The sequence below is a fragment of the Luteibacter sp. RCC_6_2 genome (assembly GCF_041360655.1).
In the GTDB taxonomy this organism is placed as follows: domain Bacteria; phylum Pseudomonadota; class Gammaproteobacteria; order Xanthomonadales; family Rhodanobacteraceae; genus Luteibacter.
Genome location: NZ_JBFUPQ010000003.1, coordinates 1 through 19,748, shown reverse-complemented (window position 1 = coordinate 19,748; position 19,748 = coordinate 1). Strand labels below are relative to the sequence as shown.

The window sequence follows — 19,748 nt, the reverse complement described above, 5'->3', positions numbered from 1 at the left end:
GCAGCGCAGCATGCGCCGGCGTATGGCTTCCATTACCGTAACGTTTCTCTAACGCCCACACACGGAGTGAACCAAATGCGTATTCGCCATCTTGCCGGTGCCATCGGCGCTGCCCTTCTGTTCAGTGCCGGCGCTCACGCCGACGGCTTTACGCAGGTCGTTTCCTTCGGCGACAGCCTCAGCGACAGCGGCAACGTCTCCAAGCTGATCGGCTCGCCGGTGCAGTTGCGCTTCACCACGAACCCCGGCACGGTGGCCGTGGAGAACATCGCCGCCCACTACGGCTACACGCTCACACCGTCCCTCCTGGGCGGCACCGACTACGCCTACGGCAATGCCCGCGCGGCGATCGTCAACCCCGTCACCGGCACGCCGCTGACCGTTCCGCCGACCTCCACCCAGATCCAGACCTATCTGGCATCGACGGGTGGCAAGGCCGACCCGAACGCGCTGTACACGATGTGGATCGGCGCCAACGACCTCCTGGCCGCCACGGCCAACCCGGCCACCGCCCAGGTCGTGGTCGCCACCGCGGCCACGAACGAAGTCGCGCAGATCAAGGCGCTGCAGGCCGCCGGCGCGAAGACCATCGTCGTTTTCAACCTGCCTGACGTCGGCAAGACGCCCGCCGCCATGTCGCAGGGCGCCGCCGCCTCCGCCGGGATCACCCAGCTGACCCAGGTCTACAACGGCATCCTCTCCGGCGGCCTGGCCCAGGCCAACCGCGGCATCGTGCCGATCGATACCTACGCGCTGCTCAACGAAGTCATCGCCAGCCCGGGCACGTACGGCTTCACCAACGTGACGACGCCGGCCTGCACCACGTCGAGCTCGCTCACCTGCACGCCGGCCACGCTGCGTGATCCGAACGCGGCCAGCACCTACCTGTTCGCCGACGGCATCCATCCGACCACGGCGGCACATGCGCTGCTCGGCCAGTACGCGATCTCGGTGATCACGGCCCCGCAGCAGATCTCGCTGCTCGGCGAAGCCGGCCTCGCCTCGAACGCCGCGCACGTGCGCTCGCTGCGCAACCAGATGATGGCCGACAACTTCGGCGCCGACTCGCGCGTCTTCGCAGCGGTGGATTACGGCCAGCAGAAGTTCAAGAACACCGACACCTCGCCCAAGACCGACAGCGACAACGTCAACCTGACCATCGGTGCCGACGCACGCGTCAACGATCATGTCTCGATGGGCGTGGCCCTCGGCATCGCGCAGTCCAAGGCCGATTTCCAGGGCGGTGGCGGCTATAAGATGCAGGACATCGCGGGCTCGGGCTACGCGTTCTACCACAACGGTGGCGGCTACTTCGGTGGCTTCGCCAGCTTCGGCCAGCTGAGCTTCACCGACATCGATCGCCGCATCGACCTCGGCGCCGCCCGCCGCACCGAAACGGGCAAGACCGACGGCTCGCACGTCGGTGGCGGCCTGACCGGCGGCTGGTGGTTCGGCAATGAAACGCTGAAGACCGGTCCGTTCGTTTCGGTGGAGTGGGAACAGTTGCGCGTGTTCGGCTACACCGAGCGCAACAACACGAGCACCGCGATGCGCTTCGACAGGCAGACGCGTAACGCCCGCATCGAAACCGCCGGCTGGCGTCTGCAGGGTTCGTGGGCCACGGGCAACACCGTGCTGCATCCGTTCGCCGAAGTGGCCTATAACCACGACGGCCGCGCGGACGACCGCTACGTGACCGCCGGCCTGACCAACATGTCGGGCGAGTTCAGCGTGCAGGGCTTCACGCCGGACAAGACCTGGGTCACCGCCGACCTCGGCGTCACTGCGGAATTCAACCAGACCTGGAGCGGCTGGGTGAGCTACACGGGCCGCTTCGCGGATGATACGCAGCGGTATAACGGGTTGAACCTGGGTGTGAAGATGGCTTTCTGATCGGTTCGACATCCGAAGAAAACAAAGACGCCGGCCTCGCAGCCGGCGTCTTTGTTTCCAGGAAGGAAGGCGGTGGTGTGGGAGCCGACCTTGTCGGCGATCCCGCGGCAGCGGGCCAGGTCAGGGCGAGTACCTTCGCCGACAGGGTCGGCTCCCACTACCGCCTTATCTTCCATCGCGACCCGATCTTCCGCGACGAAAAAAAAAACGCCGGCACGAGGCCGGCGTTTATCGACACCCGTTTGGACGTCCTTACTTCTTACCGCCGCCCTTCGCGTACATCGCCTCGGCCTGCTTCTTCAGGTCGTTGGCGGCATCATCGCTGAGCGCGTCGACCTTGCCGCCGGCTTCATTCTGCTTCAGCACCAGCTCACCGGCATCGTTCCAGCCCGCGCGCTCGATCGAGGTCGGCTTGCCGTCCTTGCTCGGCTTCTTCTCCTGGACGATCACCCAGGGCTTGCCGTTCTTATAAGCGTAGTTCGTCGAGGTGAAACCCTTGTCGCCGTAGTCGACCAGCTCGATGACGAACTGAACGTCATTGCCCTTCTTGAAGATCTGCCAGCCGCGCGATTCGCCTTCCTTCAGCGCGGTACCCTGGGTCACCTTCATGCCGCCGATGTTCTTCTTCACGCTGTTGAAGCCGGCCAGTTCCTTCTCGCCCGGCGTGGCTTCGCCGACGAGCTGGATGTTGGCGACGTTCTTCGCGCCCTTGGTCAGCACCGGCGTCTTCAGCGGCGAGGAATAATGACGCTCACCGTCCTGCAGGGACACTTCGACGATGTACATGTCGTTCGGGTTGAGGTCGGACGGGTTGAAGTCGAGCTGGAACTGCTGCGGCAAGGTGACCGGCTGGACCGTCTTGGATGCGAGGGGCTGCGAGCCTTCAGCCGAGACATCCACAAGCTTGAGCTCGAGCTTGGCGTCCGGCGAAAGCTGCGCACCGGCGTCGCGAAGCGTGACCGTTCCGGTAACGGCGTTGGCGTTGGCGGGAGCGGCATTGTCGCTGCCACCGGCGGCGGCCTGCTGGCCGTTGTTGTCGGAGCCGCCACTGCAGCCGGCAAGAGCCAGTGCGGCCACGGATGCGAGCGACAAGAAGATCCTGCGCATGGGTCGAACCTCGTTACGGAACGGAAATGTCGTGGGTCACGGAAGATACGCGCGCGCATGGCGCGCAAGGCCTTCCGGGGGGAATCTCGGAGCATACCGGCAAATGGGGCCCGCGAAAAGTCAAGGGTGAAACTGCCGGGATGGCCTTAAAGCGCGACGCGGTTCGCGTGTTGACGGGCACTTTTGCCGAAATTGCAGACATTTGAATATCATTTTCTTATGAGTCAAGGATTTAGATGATATTTCCGCGCTCTTGCGGTTTCTCAGGAAGATAAAAAAACGCCGCCCAGAAGGGCGGCGTTTTTCAAGATCCACCGCCAATACAAGGCGGCGTGGCAACAGCCGACTTAGAAGTCGTAGGTTGCCGTGAGGCGAGCGTAACGCGGCGTCTGGAAGTAGGTACCCGTGCTGTACGTGTTCGAGACCGTGAAACGATCGTCTTCGTACGTGGAGTCCTGCTGAAGCGGCTTACGCTCGTTCGACACGTTGAACACCTGCAGGCCGAAGGCGAGCTTGTGATCGGCGAAGGACGGGCGATATTCGACAGCCAAATCGAGCTGCTTCACCCACGGCATGCGCTGGTCACCCGGCGCATACAGCTTGCCACCGCACGAGTGGTAGGCCGAACCATAGCCGATCGGATCATCGTCTTCGGGGCCGAAGTAACCCAAGCACGACCTCGGCGAACCGGAAGTGATGCGCATGGAACCCGACACCATCCACTCCGGGGTCAACTGGTACGAACCGTAAGCCTTGAACTGATGCTTGCGGTCGTTGGCCAGCAGACCGTTGCTGTGGACCATCAGCGCCGCAGCGTCCCAATCCTGCGTCTTCGAGACGTCGGTCTGTCCGATATCGGACTTCACCTGACCTTCCGTGTTGCCATAGCTCTTCGAGAACGTGTAGTCGAAGCGACCGAACCACTTACCGTCGAACGGATGCTCGAGGTACAGGTCCAGAGCGTAGTACTTGCGCTTGGCGCCCGTGGTGAAGCCCCAATCGTCCTTGGTCATCTTCACTTCGGTACGGCCATTACCGTCCGCGTTTGCGAAGCTGAACTCATTGGCCTTGCCCGGGTTGAAGATCACGCAACCAGGAATCGTCACGCTATCCGGATCGACACCGGTCGCGGCGAGCTTGTCTGCGACGCGGCCCGTGTCGCAAACGTCGTCGATCGCGGCCTGCAGCTTACGTAGCGTGAACTTCGCACCCGTGACCCACTCGGAACCCAGGGTCTTGTCGAAGCCGAGGATGGCCTCGTCCTGGTACTGCGAATCGAGATCGCGAGCTGCCACCGACTTGGCATCGTTCGCCTGACCATACTCGCCGTTCGACGAAACAGGACCCGGACCGATTGGGCTGAGGCCGGTCGGCTCGCCGTTGGGATCGATGCCGGTGTAAGTGAAGTATTCATTCGTGTACGTCGACGAGGACGCACCACGGATCGCGACACTGTTCGGCAGCGCCAGGTAATAGCGACCGAGGTTACCGTACACCTTCAGGCTGGAATCACCGAACACGTCCCAGGCCGCACCGATGCGAGGTGCCCATTGGTTGCCGCTGTTGACGTAGCTCTCACCGACATTGTTGAAGTTCTTGAAGCGATCGTTACGCACACCGACCGTCAACAGAATCTTGTCGTTGATCTGCCACTTGTCTTCGATGTAGTAGGCCTTTTGGTCGACCGACATGCTCGTGGTGGTGTTGTAGATGTAACGGCGCGCGTAATAACCGCGGCCACCCGGAGCACCAACACCCAGGCTAGGAACGAGCGGCACATTAACCGTGTCGTCGTTCGACTTACCGTAAATCCAGATATAACCCGGACCGGTGGTAGCGACACCCTCGTTATGTGCGCTGAACTTCATGTTGTCGATACCGCCGGTCAGGCGGTGGTCGCCCACCTGCCATTCGAGGTCGGCACGAAGACCATGCGTCTTGCTGTTGGCGTCCGGCGCGTTCTGCTGCGACGTGACCGTCGAGTTGCGAATCGGCGTACCACCTGTGATTAGCGGATCCTGATTGGTCGCGCTGCTGATCAGCGGCAGGTCGCCGTTGCCCGGATTGCGCAGGATGTCGTCGGTACGGCTACGGCCGTACGTCGCCGAGAACGTCAGGTCATCGGTGATATAGCTGGTGTATTTCGCAACGGCATAGCGCGAAGAGGTCTTGGTCGTATCAGGATAGGTACCATCCCGGCCGGTATTTTCGCGGGTATCGTAGTCATAGACGTTGTAGATACCGCTACGCTCGTCGGTCGAACGGACACCCGTCAACTCCAGGATATTGCTGTCGTTGATGTTCCAGTCGAGCTTGGCATAGTACTTCGGCAGCTGGTAGGTATAGCTGTTCGTGGCGGGCTTCGCGGAGGTCGCGGACGTGGTACTTGTACCTTCCGTCTTCTCGGTCTCTGCCGCCACGAACATGTACAGCTTGTCCTTGATCAGCGGGCCACCGGCGTATGCGCTAACGGTGCGGGTCCACTGCGTATCGCCTTCACGGCTGCGATACAGCGAGCCAGCCTGCCCTTCGTTGGTGTAGGAATAACCAGCCGGCAGCTCTGCATTCGGGAAGTACCGGTTACCGTACGAAGAGCGCGCGAACTTCGGCTCCCAGAGAACCTGGGCGCCAAAATGCCATTCGTTCGTACCGCGCTTACCAACCTGGCTGATAACGCCACCATCGGAGCGGCCATACATGGCGCTATAACCGCCCGTATAGACTTCCTGCTGATCGATCGCGCCATACGGCAGGCTGACACCGCCGAGGTTACGCAGGGGATCGGACGTATTGAAACCGTTGATGTAGTACGCGTTCTCCGTGACACCCGCGCCGCCGAAGGAGACGACACGACCGAAGTCACCGGAGCCAGTCACTGCGCCGGGGGCGAGCAATGCGATAGCCTCGGCATTACGGCCCAGCGGCAGGCGAGCCAACTGCTCCGAAGTGACGACGGTGCGCGAATCGGTCGCGGAGACGTCGATCGGCGGCAGCGAATTCGCGGTGACCGTGACCGAATCCAGCGACTGCGCGCCAGCAGCGGTAGCAGCGCCCGCGAAGGAAACTTCAGTACCGGCACCGACCGTCAGGCCCACATTCTTGCGCGAATCGACCACTTGGCCGTTCTGCATCACGTTGACGGTATAGCTGCCCAACGGCAGGTTACCGAGACGGTAGCGACCATCCTGGCCCACCGGAGCCTCACGGGTGACACCCGTGCTGCCCGAGACCTGAACCGTGCTGCCCGGAGTGGCCTGACCGAAGATCGAGCCCGTGGTGGACTGAGCGAGGACGGCGCCGGTGCCGCCCAGACCGACGGCGAGGGCGAGCGCCAACGCGGAACGACGCAGGGCGGATGCCTGCCGGATGTTGCGAGAACTCATTGCAAATCTCCCCAGATCGGCCCTAACCGGGCCTGAAATCAAGCAAAACCGACCAAGGCCGGAAAATAATGACCTGAGCGGGTGCAGGATTTCGGGGGTTTTGCCAGCGCGCCACTCCTCCCAGAGCGGTACGCCTCTCCCCTTGGACTTGCTCCCGACAAGCCGTCGACTCTTCACTGAACGGTAATGTGAACGCGGTTCACAAAATTACCGGCCAGAATCGTCGATGCCGAACATAGGCGGACGCTGACCGCCGTGTCAACAAATTATTTACAAGGGATCGGCAGTTTTTCTCGGTTCCCGGAGGGCCAAGACAGGCCCTCAAAAGCTGGAAATCGACCAAAATTTGGTTACAAATGAAACGCTTCCGCACAAAAAAAATGCCCCCGGCGGGAGACGCCGGGGGCAATCTGGGGAGACGCTTTTCCTTGCCGTCGGGGCGTATACGCCCCGCGGCCCTTTCTTCTTTTAACCTTTCAAAGCGAACTAGAGCGAGAAGTCGTAACGCGCCGTGAGGCGGAAGCTACGCGGCACGGAGAAGCTGAGCGGACGACCATAAGTCGGGCTGAGCGTGCCGTCGGCCGTCTGGTAGGTCTCGTCGATGTTCTGCTCGCGCTGCTGGTTGAAGAGGTTGAACACATCGATCTTCAGCGCCAGATTGTGATCGAACATGGCCGGACGATATTCAGCGCTGAGCGCGAGCTGATAGGTCCACGGCAGGCGACCACGCGAGCCACGCGGCGCCTCGCCGTCGCAGTAGAAGTACGACGATCCGTACTGGTACACGTCAGGATCGCGCACGCCCAGGCAGTTCTTCGGACGGCCCGACAGGGCGGACAGGTTCGCACCGAACAACCATTCCGGCGTCGCCTGCCAGAAGCCATAAGCCTTCAACTGGTGACGGCGGTCGCTGGGCAACGGACCATTCGATCCGATCATCAGTTCCGGGTAGTCCCAGTCCTGCGTGACGGAAGGATCGAGCTGGCCGATGTCCGACTTCAGCAGGCCTTCGGAGTTACCGAAGCTGTGCGACCAGACGTACTCGGCACGACCGTAGAACTGGTTGTTGAACTGGTGTTCGACGTAGAGGTTGAGGGCCAGGTACTTACGCTTGAGGTCCGGAAAACCGAGGTCTTCCTTGGTGAGCTTCACCTGTTCGTAGCGACCGTCGGCGTCAAGGTCGATCGTGAACGTATTGCCCTTGCCCGGGTTGAACAGCAGGCATCCGGGAATTTCCGCGTCGGGGCTGATCGTGACGTTGTTCTTCTCGGCCCAGGCTTCGATCGGACGGCTGTCGCAGATATCGTCGATAACGCTCTTGAGCTTGCGGTAGGTGGCCTTCGCACCGATCGTCCAATCGGTCGAGAGCTGCTTGTCGAAGCCGAGGATGTACTCGTCCTGGTAATAAGCACTCAGGTTCTTGGCCGACAACGTCTTCGGATCGGGAGCGCTGCCGTCGGCACCGTTCGCGTAATGGATATCGGAGATCGGCGTCGGATTGACCGGCGCGTTCGTCGTCGGATCGATGCCGCTGTAGGTGAAGTACTGACGCTCGAACAACTGCGGACCCGCGCCGCGGATGGCGACATTGGAAGGAATGGCGAGGTGGTACCGCCCCGCATTGGCGTAGATCTTCAAGGTCGAGTCGCCGAAGACATCCCAGGTGATACCCAGACGCGGTGCAAGCTGGTGGCGCTGTTTCACGAACACGACACCGTCGGTGTTGAAGTTCTTGAACTGCTCGTTACGCAGGCCCAGGTAGGCCAACCAGTTCTGCGAGATCTGCCAGTGGTCTTCGATGAACTGCGCTTCCTGCTCGACCTTGACGTTACCCGCGGCGCGGAAAATCTGGCGACGGACGATTTCGGTCGATCCCGGCGGGATGGCCAGTTCCGGGAAGCCCGAAACGGTGCCCGAAGCGGGAGGAGTGCTATAGGTCCACAACGCACCGCCTTGCACGGCAAGGCCGCCATACGATTCCGCGGTCTGGTTGTCGATACCGACGCGCAGGTCGTGATCGCCGATGCTGTACTGCACATCGAAACGCCAGTTCTTGACCTTGTCCTGCGCACCCGGGGCGATGAGGTTGCCCTGCACCGGCGCGCAGCTGACGCGCTTGAGCGATGCGGGAACGTTCCGGTTATCGACGATGTTCGGGCACACCACGCCGGCGGCACCGGATACGTTATCCACGTGATCGGTCTTGCTGTGGCCGTAGAGTGCATCGATGGTCAGCGAGTCGGTGATGTACCCGGTGTACTTGCCGATGTACATGATGCCGCCCGGCGTCGAATTGGCCGTGCCGATGTTCTTCTGGTGCTCGGAGCCGATCAACGACTTGCGCGAGAGGGTCTCGTAGTCATAGGAATAGATAGTGGTGTCGTTGAGGTTGGTATCGCCGATGCCGGTCAGTTCCAGGATGTGGCTATCGGTGATGTTCCAGTCGATCTTGCCCAACCAGTGGTTCGCCTTCAGCGGACCATCGAACGAGGTCTGGGTGAGGACGTTGGTGACGCCATCGGAACCGTCCGTGCGCACGACGTCGGCCGCGGCATAGACGAACAGCTTGTCCTTGATCAGCGGACCGCTGAAATACAGGCCGTACAGGGTATCGGTCGTCTTGTTGCCCTTGCGGTACTGGTAAAGCGCGCCGTCGGTGACGTTACCCGAGGTCTTCGGATAATAGATATTCCTCGGGTCCGCCTTCAGCGCGCGCGGACTCCATTGCACCTGCGCGCCGAATTTCCACGTATTGCCACCGCGCTTGGTGGTCAGGTTGACCACACCGCCAGTGGAACGGCCGTATTCGGCGCCGTAGCCACCCGTCAGGATCTGCTGCTGGTCGATGGCGTCGAACGGCAAGGTGGCGAAGCCGAGGCCGGTCAGCGGGTTCGTCACCGCGAAGCCGTTGATGTAGTACTGGTTCTCGGCCGCGGATGCGCCGCCGAACGAGACGACGCCGCCGTAGCGGGAGTCGCCACTGACGACGCCGGGCGCCAGCAGCGCGGCGGCGTTGACGTTCGAGGCGACCGGAATACGCTGCAGCTGCTCGGAGGTGAGCACGGTGCGCGAATCGACCGACGACACGTCGATCGCTGGCAGTGCGGTACCCGTCACCTGCACGCCTTCGAGGCTGGTAGCCGAGGAGGCCGAGGCGGCGGCGGCGAAGGAGACGTCGGTACCGGAACCGATGTTCACCTGTACGTCGCGCGTCGCGACGGTCGTGCCGTTGCGCTCGAGCGACACCTTGTAGTGACCGACTGGCAGCGATGTGGCGCGGAAGCGGCCGTCCGCCGGGAGCGGCACATCACGGGACAAGCCTGTGTCCACGTTGACGATGTGCACGGTACCGCCAGCCGCGTCGTCGGCATGGCCGAAGATCACGCCGGACGCGTTCGACTGCGCGTGGACAACGCCGCCACAGGCGAGGCTGACGCCGAGCGCCGTTGCGAGGGCAGTGCGGCGGAAAGGCCGGCTGCCGTACTTCAAAACATTCATTTGTGACTCCCCAAGTGGACCGCACTTCCCCAGTGCGTTCGGAATTACGTGCGCACTCACCCGCCCGGCACGAAAAACGGCCGGTGGAATACGAGCGAGGTTTTTGATTTGAAATCCGCGCAGCACGCCACACCGGCGCATGGCCGGTGAAAACGAAATGTGGGATTCCCCCCTGATGCCCCTGGCGCGCGACTCTCCCCCTTAGAACGCGTCGCGCGAGATGACGTATAGCGCAGGATTTTGCGTCCCACAACAGGAAAATAACGCTAAAAATACTGTGCGTGGCAATAACTTACGCATTGATATAACGACTTGATCGATGTCTTTGGCGTAAAGATCAAGCACTTATCTTCACGATCAGGATGACTAATGGCACATGACCATTCCACCGGCTAGGAAACATTCCTAGCAAGATGTGGCGATTATTCGGACGTCATACCCCCATCTTCCGAGGTATTCGCAACCGAGGCAGCGAGAAACTACGGAAACTTCCGGCATGAAAGGCTTTCGAAGGCTAATCGCTGTACACCAACCATCAGGTTCGCGCGTTGGTTGCGCGTAATCGCCGGGGGGCGGCCTTCTGAATCACGAGGTTTCAATCGCATGAACGACAATTCACGGGGATCCATCCTGGCCGACGCCGCCCATGTGGGGCTGGAAACCGGGCGCGTCGACACCGCGGTGCCGACGTCCTCGTTTGCCACCCGCGTCCGCGCGGTCATCAAGATGTCCGGCAGCGTCAGTGAGATCGCCCGCCGCTGCGGCTTCTCCGAGGGCGTCGTGCGCAGCTGGCGTGACGGCAACACCGATCCATCCCGGGGCCGGTGCGTGACGATGGCCAAGACCCTGGGCCTGTCGCTGGTCTGGCTCGCCGCAGGCGAGGGGCCGATGTTGCTCGATGGTTCGGGCGAAGACGCTCTCGCGCGCACCGAGTCCACCGAATCCGCGCGTGGCCGCGATGGCCGAGAGGTCTCGGCGACGCCTGCCGGAACGCTGGACCCCTCGCGTCTCGCCGCGGCGATGAAGCTGCTGCAGTCGGACATCGAGATGGCCGGCAGCCGCTTCTCACCGGTGCGCCATGCCGATCTGGTGGCAGAGATGTATTCGATCCTCAGCCGCTCGGGCGAGCAGGACTATGCGGACCGGATGGTGGCCTTCAGGCGCACCGTGGTATCGCGCATCCACGACGACAAGGGCGTCGCGGCAGCCTGATGCCGCGCCAGCGCGTTGGCGCGCGAGTTACCGCGCGCCACACGTCACGGCCGTGAGATCAAAGCCGTGAGATATCGGCGATCGCCCCGAAGCTGGCCTTCAACTGCGCCAGAAGTGCCAGACGATTGCTCCGCACCGCTGGATTCTCGGCATTGACCAGCACGTCGTCGAAGAAGCGGTCGACGGGCGCTTGCAGCGCCGACAGCCGCGCCAGCGTACCGGTGTAGTCACCACCGGCCAGCAACGTCCGGGTATCCGCCCGGGCGGCATCCAATGCCGCATGCAACTCACGCTCCGCATCCAGCTCGAAATGCGCCGGATCGACCGTGCCCGGGATCGGCGCGGCGTTCGCTTCCTCGGCCTGCTTGCGCAGGATATTGGCGACGCGCTTGTTCGCCGCGGCCAGGCTGGCCGCCTCGGCACGACGGGCGAACTCGCCCACGGCGCGCAGGCGGCGGTCGAAATCGGGCAGCGTGGCGGGTGTCACGGCCAGCACGGCTTCGAACTGGTCGGCCGAATAGCCCTGGTCGGCGTAGTAGCCGCGCAGGCGGTCGAGCACGAAGGCGTGAACCTCGTCGCCGAGTTCGCGGCGTCGGGCGCCGATGTCGACGGCCGGGGCCTTACCGTCCTTGCCAGGCTTCACGCCGGCGACCAGGGCGGCCTCCGGAACCAGTTCGAACGCCTCCGTCAGGGTGGCGCGCAGGTCGATGTCCAGGCCACCCTCGATCAGGGTGCGCGCCAGGCCGAGCGCGGCGCGGCGCAGGGCGAACGGGTCCTTGTTGCCGCTGGGTTTCTGGCCAACGGCGAAGATGCCCGCGAGGGTGTCCAGGCGTTCCGCCACGGCCAGCACCTGGCCGACCTTGCCGGCGGCGATGGCGTCGCCACCGAAACGCGGCTGGTAGAAGCTGTCGAGCGCGTCGGCCACCTCGGCCGCGATACCCTGGCGCGTGGCGTAGTAACGGCCCATCACGCCCTGCAGTTCGGGGAATTCGCCGACCATCCGCGTGAGCAGGTCGCATTTCGCCAACGCGGCGGCATGGGTGGCCTGGCCGGCATCGACGCCGACCCGGTTGGCGATGATGCGCGCCAGTTCGGCGACCCGCACGGTCTTGTCCCACAGGCTGCCCAGCGACTGCTGATAGGTGACGTTCTTCAGGCCTTCCTGGTAGTCGGCCAGGGGGGTCTTGAGGTCCTCGTCCCAGAAGAACTTCGCGTCGGCGAAGCGCGGGCGGATCACGCGCTCGTAGCCTTTGCGGATCTCCGCGGGATCGCGGCTTTCGATGTTGGCCACGCCGATGAAGTGTTCCGTCAGCCTGCCCTCGGCATCGAACACCGGGACGAACTTCTGGTTGGTCTCCATGGTGGTGACCAGCGCCTCGGGCGGCACGTCGAGGAACTCACGCTCGAAGGTGCAGGCGATGGCGACCGGCCATTCGGTGAGGTTGGCGATTTCGTGGAGCAGGCCTTCGGAGAGACGCGGGATGCCGCCAGTGGCGACGCTGGCGACCTCATCGCGTACACGCTGGCGGCGCGCGGCGGGGTCGGCGATGACGTGCGCATGGCGCAACGCGTCGAGCCAGCTGTCGGCATCGGCCACGTGCACCGGCTTGGGATGGTGGAAGCGATGACCGCTGCTGAGGCGGCCGCTCTTCAGCCCGAGGATTTCACCCTCGACGATATCCGCGCCATGCAGCATCAGCAGCGTGTGCACCGGGCGCACGAAGCTGTCTTCACGGTTGCCCCAGCGCATGGCCTTGGGGATCGGCAGCGCCTTGAGCGCCTCGGTGACGATCTCGGGCAGCAGCGCCGCCGTGGACTGGCCGGGCTTCACCGCGCGGAAGACGAACCATGCGCCCTTGTCGGTCTCGAGCTTCTCCAGCGCGGAGACCTCGACGCCACACGACTGTGCGAAACCGACCAGCGCCTTGCTGGGTTCACCGTCGGCACCGAGGCTGGCGGCCACGGCGGGACCGCGGCGTTCCACGCTCTGCTCGGGCTGGGCCACGGCGACGTCCGCGATGTGCACGGCAAGACGGCGCGGCGATGCGTAGGTTTTTGCCGAAGCGTAGTCGGCGGCGACGCCACGTTTCTCCAGACCTTCGACGACACCGCGTGCGAAGGCGCCGGCAAGGTCGTCGAGTGCCTTCGGCGGCAGTTCCTCGGTGCCCAGCTCGATGACGAGGGGCAGTCGCTTATCGGCCATGGACGGCCTCCTTGTCGTTCTTCAGGCCCGGAAAACCGAGCTTCTCGCGCTGTGCCACGTAGGCCTCGGCCACGCTGCGGGCCAGCGTGCGCACGCGCAGGATGTAGCGCTGGCGCTCGGTCACGCTGATGGCACGCCGTGCGTCGAGCAGGTTGAAGGCGTGGCTGGCCTTGCAGACCTGCTCGTACGCGGGCAACGGCAGCCCGGCGGCGATCAGCTTGCCGGCTTCGCCCTCGCACACGTCGAACCAGTGCAGCAGTTCGGCCACGTTGGCGTATTCGAAGTTATAGGTGCTCTGCTCCACCTCGTTCTGGTGGAACACGTCGCCGTAGGTCACCACGCCGTGGGGGGCGTGTGTCCATACGATGTCGTAGATGCTGTCGACGTTCTGCAGGTACATCACCAGGCGCTCGAGGCCATAGGTGATCTCGCCCGTCACGGGGCGGCATTCCAGTCCGCCGGCCTGCTGGAAGTAGGTGAACTGGGTCACCTCCATGCCGTTCAGCCAGACTTCCCAGCCGAGGCCCCAGGCACCCAGGGTCGGCGACTCCCAGTTGTCCTCGACGAAGCGCAGGTCGTGCACCAGCGGGTCGATGCCCAGCGCCTTCAGCGAGCCGATGTAGCGCTCGAGGATGTCGTCCGGATTCGGCTTGAGCACCACCTGGTACTGGTAGTAGTGCTGCAGGCGGTTCGGGTTGTCGCCGTAGCGGCCGTCCGTCGGACGACGGCAGGGCTGGACGTAGGCGGCAGCCCAGGGCTCGGGTCCGAGCGCGCGGAGGAAGGTCGCAGGGTGGAACGTACCCGCGCCGACCTCGGTGTCGAGCGGCTGGACCAGCACGCAGCCCTGGTCCGCCCAATAGCGGTTCAGGGTCTGGATCACGTCTTGGAAGGTGGGCGCGGACATGGTTCCCGAGTCCTTGAGAAAGCGGGCTAGTATAGCGGCGTAGGATTCACACAGGGTCGGACGCAATGGCAGTCAATCCGCATCCCGGCGCGCTGCTCGGCCGCCGAGGCCGGCTGGAACTGGACGAGGTGCTCGCCTCGCTCGTCGTCGACGGGTACCTCACCGGCGAGGACGCCAAGCGTGTCCGCATGAGTTCGCGCAGCGGCAAGTCGGCCATCGAGCTGCACCCCCTCGTGCTGGTCGCCAACAGCAAGCTGGAGAACCGCCGGGATACGGGGCGTCCGCTCAGCCTGGAGACCCTGGTGGAATGGCTGGCCGGCAAGGCCGACCTGCCCTATCTCAAGATCGACCCGATGAAGGTCAACGTGGCCCAGGTCACCCAGGTGGTAAGCAGCGCCTATGCGCAGCGCCATCGCATCCTGCCCGTGGCGGCGTCGTCCGTGGAGGTCACCTTCGCCACGGCCGAGCCGTTCGACATGGCCTGGGCGAACGACCTGGCCCACATGCTCCGCCGCGACGTCCGCCGCGTGGTGTCGAGCCCGATCGACATCAATCGCTACCTGCTCGAGTTCTACGGCGTGCAGCGGTCGATCCAGCTCGCCCAGGACGCCAAGGGGGGCAGCGAACCCAACAAGATCATCAACTTCGAACAGCTGGTCGAACTCGGCAAGGCCGGCGAGGTGGGGGCGGACGATCGCCACGTCGTGCACATCGTCGACTGGTTGCTGCAGTACGCTTTCGAACAACGCGCGTCGGACATCCACCTCGAACCGCGACGCGACGCCGGGCAAATGCGCTTCCGTATCGACGGCGTGATGCAGAAGGTGTTCGAGCTGCCACCGCCGGTGATGACGGCCGTGACGGCACGCGTGAAGATCCTCTCCCGCATGGACGTGGCGGAAAAGCGCCGTCCGCAGGATGGCCGCATCAAGACGCGGTCGGCGGGTGGCCGCGAAGTGGAATTGCGCATATCCACCATGCCGACCGCCTTCGGCGAGAAGGTGGTGATGCGTATCTTCGACCCCGACCTGGTGATGAAGGATTTCGCCCAGCTGGGTTTCTCGGTCGAGGAAGACCGCATCTGGCGAGGCATGGTCGAGCGTCCGCACGGCATCGTGCTGGTGACCGGCCCCACCGGCTCGGGCAAGACCACCACGCTCTACTCGACGCTGAAGCACCTCGCGCGACCGGAACTCAACGTCTGCACGGTCGAAGATCCCATCGAAATGGTCTCGCCCGAGCTCAACCAGATGCAGGTGCAACCCGCGATCGAACTGGATTTCGCCGCCGGCGTGCGCACGCTGCTGCGCCAGGATCCGGACATCATCATGATCGGTGAGATCCGCGACCTGGAAACCGCGCAGATGGCCGTGCAGGCCTCGCTCACCGGCCACCTGGTGCTGTCGACCCTGCATACCAACGATTCGCCCAGCGCGGTAACGCGCCTGCTGGACCTGGGCGTGCCGCACTACCTCATCCAGTCCACGCTGACGGGCGTCGTCGCACAACGACTGGTGCGCACGCTTTGTCCGCACTGCAAGACTCCAGGTGCGCAGGATCCCGATGCATGGGGCGTACTCACCCACGGTTGGGATATCCCCGTGCCGGAACGCGTATTCGAACCGGTCGGGTGTCTGGAATGCCGCAAGACGGGCTTCCTCGGCCGCACCGGCGTCTACGAGATGATGCCTGTCTCCGCAAGGCTCCGTTCGATCATTTCGTCCGAGCTCGACCTCGGCAAGTTCGGCGGCGCGGCCTTGCGCGAGGGCATGAAACCGTTGCGCATCTCGGCGGCCATGCAGGTGGCCGCCGGGCTCACTACCGTACGGGAAGTACTCAACGTGCTTCCGCCCACCGATATCGACGACAGCATCCAGCCATGAAGCCCGTTCTCATCATTCGTACAGGGCGTGCGCCCGAGACCATCAGCGCCCGCCATGGCGATTTCCCGCGCTGGTTCCGCCTGGGCTTGCGTCTTCGCGACGCGCACGTTCGCGTGGTCGACGTCGAGCAGGGCGATCGCCTGCCCGATCCCGACGACTGCGCCGGCGCCGTGATCACCGGTTCCGCGTCGATGGTGACGGAGAAGCTGCCCTGGAGCGAACGCACGGCGGCGTGGATTCGCAATGCGATGGACGTGGACCTGCCCATGCTGGGCGTGTGCTACGGACACCAGTTGATGTCGCATGCGCTGGGCGGTCGCGTGGATTACCTGCCCGGCGGCCGTGAAATGGGCACGCTGCGCATCGTGACCCAGGGTGATGCCGCGAAGGACGCGCTCGGCGCGGGCCTGCCGCAGGAATTCCATGCCCATGCCACGCACGAGCAGAGCGTCATGGAGCTACCCCGTGGCGCGGTGTCCTTAGCGCGGTCCGATCGTGATCCGCACCATCTCGTCCGCTACGGCAAGCACGCGATCAGCACGCAATTCCATCCGGAGTTCTCGGCCGAGGTGATGCGCGCCTATATCCGGCGCAAGCACGACGTGCTGTGTGAGGAAGGCCATGCACCCGACGCCTTGCTCGCCGCGGTCGTCCCTACGCCCGATGCGACGATGCTGCTGCGCCATTTCGTACGCGAGCACCTGCTCGCCTCGCGCGAGATGTCAGCCGCGTAGACGGCGGGCGATCGCCCCGCGCGAGAACAGCGCGAACACGATGCCGAACAGGAAGCCGCCGATGTGGGTCCACCACACGACGGCACCGTAGCTCGCGCCCGCATAGCTGAAAAGCAGCTGCACGAGGGCCCAGATGCCGATCAGCACGAAGGCAGGCACACGGACGAACTCGAGGTACAGGCCGAGTGGCAGCACCAGGCCCAGCTTCGCACGCGGGAACAACGTGACATAAGCGCCCACCACCGCGGATACCGCGCCGCTGCAGCCGATGATCGCCACGCGCACGCCGGTCAGCGAGATCGCACCGATGAGGTTCGCCACCACGCCACCAAGCAGGAACAGCAGCAGGAATCGCGGCGATCCGAGGCTCCGCTCGGCGGGCAGGCTGAAGATCACGAGGAAGAGCAGGTTGCTCAACAGGTGCAGCCATCCACCATGGATGAACATGGCCGTGAACAGGCGCAGCAGCGCGGGGTCGCTTACCTGCTCCCATAGAGGCAAGCCGGTGCCGAACAGGTGCGCCGGCACCGTGCCCCAGTGCAGCATGATCGAGATGCGCTCGGTGCGCCCACTCAGGGCCAGCGCGACGAAACTCACCACGCAGACGATGACGACGAGCATGGTCGCCCAGCACAAGCGGGACCGCCGCCGGGTGTCGACCTGGACGAACATGCTCAGGGCACGCCGCGGGCGAGGTGCGGCCCGTCGGCTTCCAGCGACGACAGTGCGAACATGGTTTCCGGCCCCACCACGCCGTCGGCCGCGATGCCGAAGCGCTGTTGCAAGGCGAGCACGCGGGCTTCCACCGTGCGGTCGAAGGTGGCCGGCGCCGTGGCGCTGCCGCTGGCGGTAGGATCGGGCGGCAGGCGGCTGAGCAACCAGGCCATCCCGTCACCGCTGGCGCCACGGGCGAGCTTGGACGGCATCGCCGGGTCGACGCGGAACACGGCATAGAAGCGTCCGTCCCAGATTTTCTCGAAGGCTTCGCGTGTCAGCTCGACGTACTTGCCACCGAGGTACAGGCGCACGGCTTCGTCCCCCGCGCCGACCAGCAACACCTGCTGTTTCGCGTCGGCTTCGTCCAGTTCGAGAACGATGGGACGGTCGAAACGCCGCAACTGATCGAGAGAGCCACGGCCGCTGACGCAGGCGAAGCCGGGAAAAATGACGGCGTCGCAGTTGATCGCGTTGGCGACGGAAGTTTCCTTCGACGTCACCTGCCAACGGGCTAGAAGTTCACCCCACACGCGCACCTTGCCCACATCCGGGGTCGGCAACGCCTCGTGGAACTTGGCCAGCGCCTGCTCGGGCGTGACAGTTACCAGGTTCTTGGGCCGCGAGGGGCTGTGCCCGGTAAGGAACCAGGTGGCTACTCCGCCCACGAACAGGATGGCCAGCATGGCGCCGATCGCGAGGATCGGCTTACGGTAGCGCCGCAGCCAGTAGCGTGCGTGTTGCGGCAAGGCCTCGCGTACCACGAAGCCCAGGGCCCGCTCGCCGATGGACTGTTCACCGCGCTCCGCCGCCCTTTCCAACGCGCGGTGGGCGAGCGTGTTCAAGCGCCGTGGATTGCCTTTGCCGTCATCGCGCAGGCTGCGCAGGCCGAGGCGACTGAAAGGCATGCGCGAGGTCCCCGCCACATGCAACCGGTGCCGGACGTACCGCTCGCTTTCCTCGGCATTGAGCGGGACGAGGGGAAGACGGCTGCGGATATGCGCTGCCAGTACGGGAGCACCGGCGCCGGCGAAGCGCTCGCGAAGCGATGGTTCTCCGACAAGAACGATGTGAAACGGCGCGGCCGCCTTCTCGCACGCATTGAACAGGCGGTCGACGATGGCGAGGTCGCCGTCGCTGAGTTCCTCGGCATCGTCGAGGATCAGCAGGAACCGATGGTTGACGTGGTGCGCGAGCCGGCCGAGCCCCGCGGCCAGGCCATCGACGAGGTGCTCTTCGGTATTGGCCTCGGCGCTCAACGGCAACGGCAAGCCGAAGCCGGCATAGAGGGAGCGGAGCCAGGCAACGGTTTCCAGGGCATAGTCGCCGGCGCCGTGGCGCACCGCGCGTACGCCATGGTTCGGCGCATCGGCCTCGACGAGCATGCATAGCAGCGTCTTGCCGATACCCGGCTCGCCTGTCACCAGACTGACGCTGGAGGTGCTGGAGCCAAGCTCGTATTCGACATGCGCGAGGATCTCCCGCTCGCGCGTGAACAGGCACGCGAACCGAAGGTCCGGTGCATCGCCGAATGGAGGCTCACGCAACCCGAAAGTCTGTAGATACATGGGCCTAATGTAGCCGATCGGCCGTGATCGGGGACATGACCGGTGGCCGTCGCCTTGGCAGAGAACCGGCCTTGCTTGGTGGGAGCCGCCGCTGTCGGCGAAGGGTGCTTGCGGTGACCTGGTGGGAGCTGGCCAGGCCGGCGATCCCGCGGCAGCGGGCCGGGTTGAGGCGAACACCCATCGCCGCTGAAGCGGCTTCCCACCGGGCAAAGAAAAAACCCGCCACGATTGCTCGTAGCGGGTTTTAGGGATAAAGCCCCTGGCGGTGACCTGTTGCGGGTCGCATGCGCGGCATGCAACAGCATGCACCGGGCAAAGAAAAAACCCGCCACGATTGTTCGTAGCGGGTTTTTAGGATAAAGCCCCTGGCGGTGACCTACTCTTGCATGGCTTGAGCCACACTACCATCGGCGCATGCGCGTTTCACTTCTGAGTTCGGGATGGGATCAGGTGGGACCACGCCGCTATAGCCGCCAGGGAAGGGGTGGGAGCAGCGCATCGAGCGCCGGCTCCACAGAGGGTGTAAACGAGTGACAAGCGTCCGGGTTTTAGTCGAACCGCGAGTAAGAGATTAAGACGGTGAAGCGTCTTGGGGTTATATGGTCAAGCCTCACGGCTCATTAGTACGCGTAAGCTCAATGCATTGCTG

The 19,748-nt window shown here is 64.0% G+C and carries 12 protein-coding genes and 1 rRNA gene; 5 read left to right on the top strand and 8 right to left on the bottom strand.

The window, feature by feature from the left end; translation table 11 throughout:
* Positions 1 to 75: 75 nt before the first annotated feature.
* A complete protein-coding gene (locus AB6730_RS03505) occupies positions 76 to 1,893 on the top strand; it encodes an autotransporter domain-containing protein (protein ID WP_371022280.1) in 1,818 nt (605 codons plus the stop codon).
* 252 nt (positions 1,894 to 2,145) lie between these two features.
* Here the strand turns inward: AB6730_RS03505 and AB6730_RS03500 are convergent, their stop codons facing one another.
* Positions 2,146 to 3,000 carry a DUF1481 domain-containing protein gene (locus AB6730_RS03500; protein WP_371022279.1) on the bottom strand — a complete coding sequence of 285 codons (855 nt, stop codon included), beginning with the start codon at positions 2,998 to 3,000 and terminating at the stop codon, positions 2,146 to 2,148.
* A 26-nt stretch (positions 3,001 to 3,026) separates the two neighbouring features.
* On the opposite strand from AB6730_RS03500, the gene AB6730_RS03495 reads away from it, so the two are divergent.
* The gene (locus tag AB6730_RS03495) at positions 3,027 to 3,206 is read left to right on the top strand and encodes a hypothetical protein (RefSeq protein ID WP_371022278.1); all 180 of its coding nucleotides are present in this window, start codon (positions 3,027 to 3,029) and stop codon (positions 3,204 to 3,206) included.
* A 141-nt stretch (positions 3,207 to 3,347) separates the two neighbouring features.
* Here AB6730_RS03495 and AB6730_RS03490 read toward each other — a convergent pair whose 3' ends face one another.
* On the bottom strand, positions 3,348 to 6,383 hold the full coding sequence (locus AB6730_RS03490; protein WP_371022277.1) for a TonB-dependent receptor domain-containing protein: 3,036 nt from the start codon (positions 6,381 to 6,383) through the stop codon (positions 3,348 to 3,350).
* 486 nt (positions 6,384 to 6,869) lie between these two features.
* The gene (locus AB6730_RS03485; protein WP_371022276.1) at positions 6,870 to 9,881 is read right to left on the bottom strand and encodes a TonB-dependent receptor plug domain-containing protein; all 3,012 of its coding nucleotides are present in this window, start codon (positions 9,879 to 9,881) and stop codon (positions 6,870 to 6,872) included.
* Positions 9,882 to 10,484: 603 nt separating this feature from the next.
* Here AB6730_RS03485 and AB6730_RS03480 point away from each other — a divergent pair.
* Positions 10,485 to 11,093 (top strand): helix-turn-helix domain-containing protein, encoded by a 609-nt coding sequence (locus AB6730_RS03480; RefSeq protein ID WP_371022275.1) that lies wholly within the window; start codon positions 10,485 to 10,487, stop codon positions 11,091 to 11,093.
* 58 nt (positions 11,094 to 11,151) lie between these two features.
* On the opposite strand, the gene glyS is transcribed toward AB6730_RS03480, so the two are convergent.
* Together glyS and glyQ are read right to left on the bottom strand one after the other, a co-directional pair.
* Complete coding sequence (gene glyS, locus AB6730_RS03475; RefSeq protein WP_371022274.1) at positions 11,152 to 13,296, bottom strand: glycine--tRNA ligase subunit beta; 2,145 nt, start codon at positions 13,294 to 13,296, stop codon at positions 11,152 to 11,154.
* The gene (gene glyQ, locus AB6730_RS03470; protein ID WP_371022273.1) at positions 13,286 to 14,200 is read right to left on the bottom strand and encodes a glycine--tRNA ligase subunit alpha; all 915 of its coding nucleotides are present in this window, start codon (positions 14,198 to 14,200) and stop codon (positions 13,286 to 13,288) included. The genes glyS and glyQ overlap by 11 nt, the downstream gene beginning before the upstream one ends.
* Positions 14,201 to 14,265: 65 nt before the next feature.
* On the opposite strand from glyQ, the gene AB6730_RS03465 reads away from it, so the two are divergent.
* On the top strand, positions 14,266 to 16,083 hold the full coding sequence (locus AB6730_RS03465; protein ID WP_371022272.1) for a GspE/PulE family protein: 1,818 nt from the start codon (positions 14,266 to 14,268) through the stop codon (positions 16,081 to 16,083).
* On the top strand, positions 16,080 to 16,817 hold the full coding sequence (locus AB6730_RS03460; RefSeq protein WP_371022271.1) for a glutamine amidotransferase: 738 nt from the start codon (positions 16,080 to 16,082) through the stop codon (positions 16,815 to 16,817). Before AB6730_RS03465 ends, AB6730_RS03460 begins: the two co-directional genes overlap by 4 nt.
* Here AB6730_RS03460 and AB6730_RS03455 read toward each other — a convergent pair.
* From AB6730_RS03455 to rrf, 3 genes are all read right to left on the bottom strand, one after another.
* Complete coding sequence (locus AB6730_RS03455; RefSeq protein WP_306849515.1) at positions 16,806 to 17,489, bottom strand: rhomboid family intramembrane serine protease; 684 nt, start codon at positions 17,487 to 17,489, stop codon at positions 16,806 to 16,808. The two genes, AB6730_RS03460 and AB6730_RS03455, sit on opposite strands and share 12 nt — an antisense overlap.
* A gap of 2 nt (positions 17,490 to 17,491) precedes the next feature.
* Complete coding sequence (locus AB6730_RS03450; RefSeq protein WP_371022270.1) at positions 17,492 to 19,099, bottom strand: AAA family ATPase; 1,608 nt, start codon at positions 19,097 to 19,099, stop codon at positions 17,492 to 17,494.
* Between the two features lie 363 nt (positions 19,100 to 19,462).
* Positions 19,463 to 19,577 (bottom strand): 5S ribosomal RNA (gene rrf, locus AB6730_RS03445).
* Positions 19,578 to 19,748 lie beyond the last annotated feature (171 nt).

Coding starts and splice junctions, on each gene's coding strand:
- AB6730_RS03505 (WP_371022280.1), top strand. CDS start 76: ATGCGTATTCGCCATCTTGCCGGTGCCATCGGCGCTGCCCTTCTGTTC.
- AB6730_RS03500 (WP_371022279.1), bottom strand. CDS start 3,000: ATGCGCAGGATCTTCTTGTCGCTCGCATCCGTGGCCGCACTGGCTCTT.
- AB6730_RS03495 (WP_371022278.1), top strand. CDS start 3,027: ATGTCGTGGGTCACGGAAGATACGCGCGCGCATGGCGCGCAAGGCCTT.
- AB6730_RS03490 (WP_371022277.1), bottom strand. CDS start 6,383: ATGAGTTCTCGCAACATCCGGCAGGCATCCGCCCTGCGTCGTTCCGCG.
- AB6730_RS03485 (WP_371022276.1), bottom strand. CDS start 9,881: ATGAATGTTTTGAAGTACGGCAGCCGGCCTTTCCGCCGCACTGCCCTC.
- AB6730_RS03480 (WP_371022275.1), top strand. CDS start 10,485: ATGAACGACAATTCACGGGGATCCATCCTGGCCGACGCCGCCCATGTG.
- glyS (WP_371022274.1), bottom strand. CDS start 13,296: ATGGCCGATAAGCGACTGCCCCTCGTCATCGAGCTGGGCACCGAGGAA.
- glyQ (WP_371022273.1), bottom strand. CDS start 14,200: ATGTCCGCGCCCACCTTCCAAGACGTGATCCAGACCCTGAACCGCTAT.
- AB6730_RS03465 (WP_371022272.1), top strand. CDS start 14,266: ATGGCAGTCAATCCGCATCCCGGCGCGCTGCTCGGCCGCCGAGGCCGG.
- AB6730_RS03460 (WP_371022271.1), top strand. CDS start 16,080: ATGAAGCCCGTTCTCATCATTCGTACAGGGCGTGCGCCCGAGACCATC.
- AB6730_RS03455 (WP_306849515.1), bottom strand. CDS start 17,489: ATGTTCGTCCAGGTCGACACCCGGCGGCGGTCCCGCTTGTGCTGGGCG.
- AB6730_RS03450 (WP_371022270.1), bottom strand. CDS start 19,099: ATGTATCTACAGACTTTCGGGTTGCGTGAGCCTCCATTCGGCGATGCA.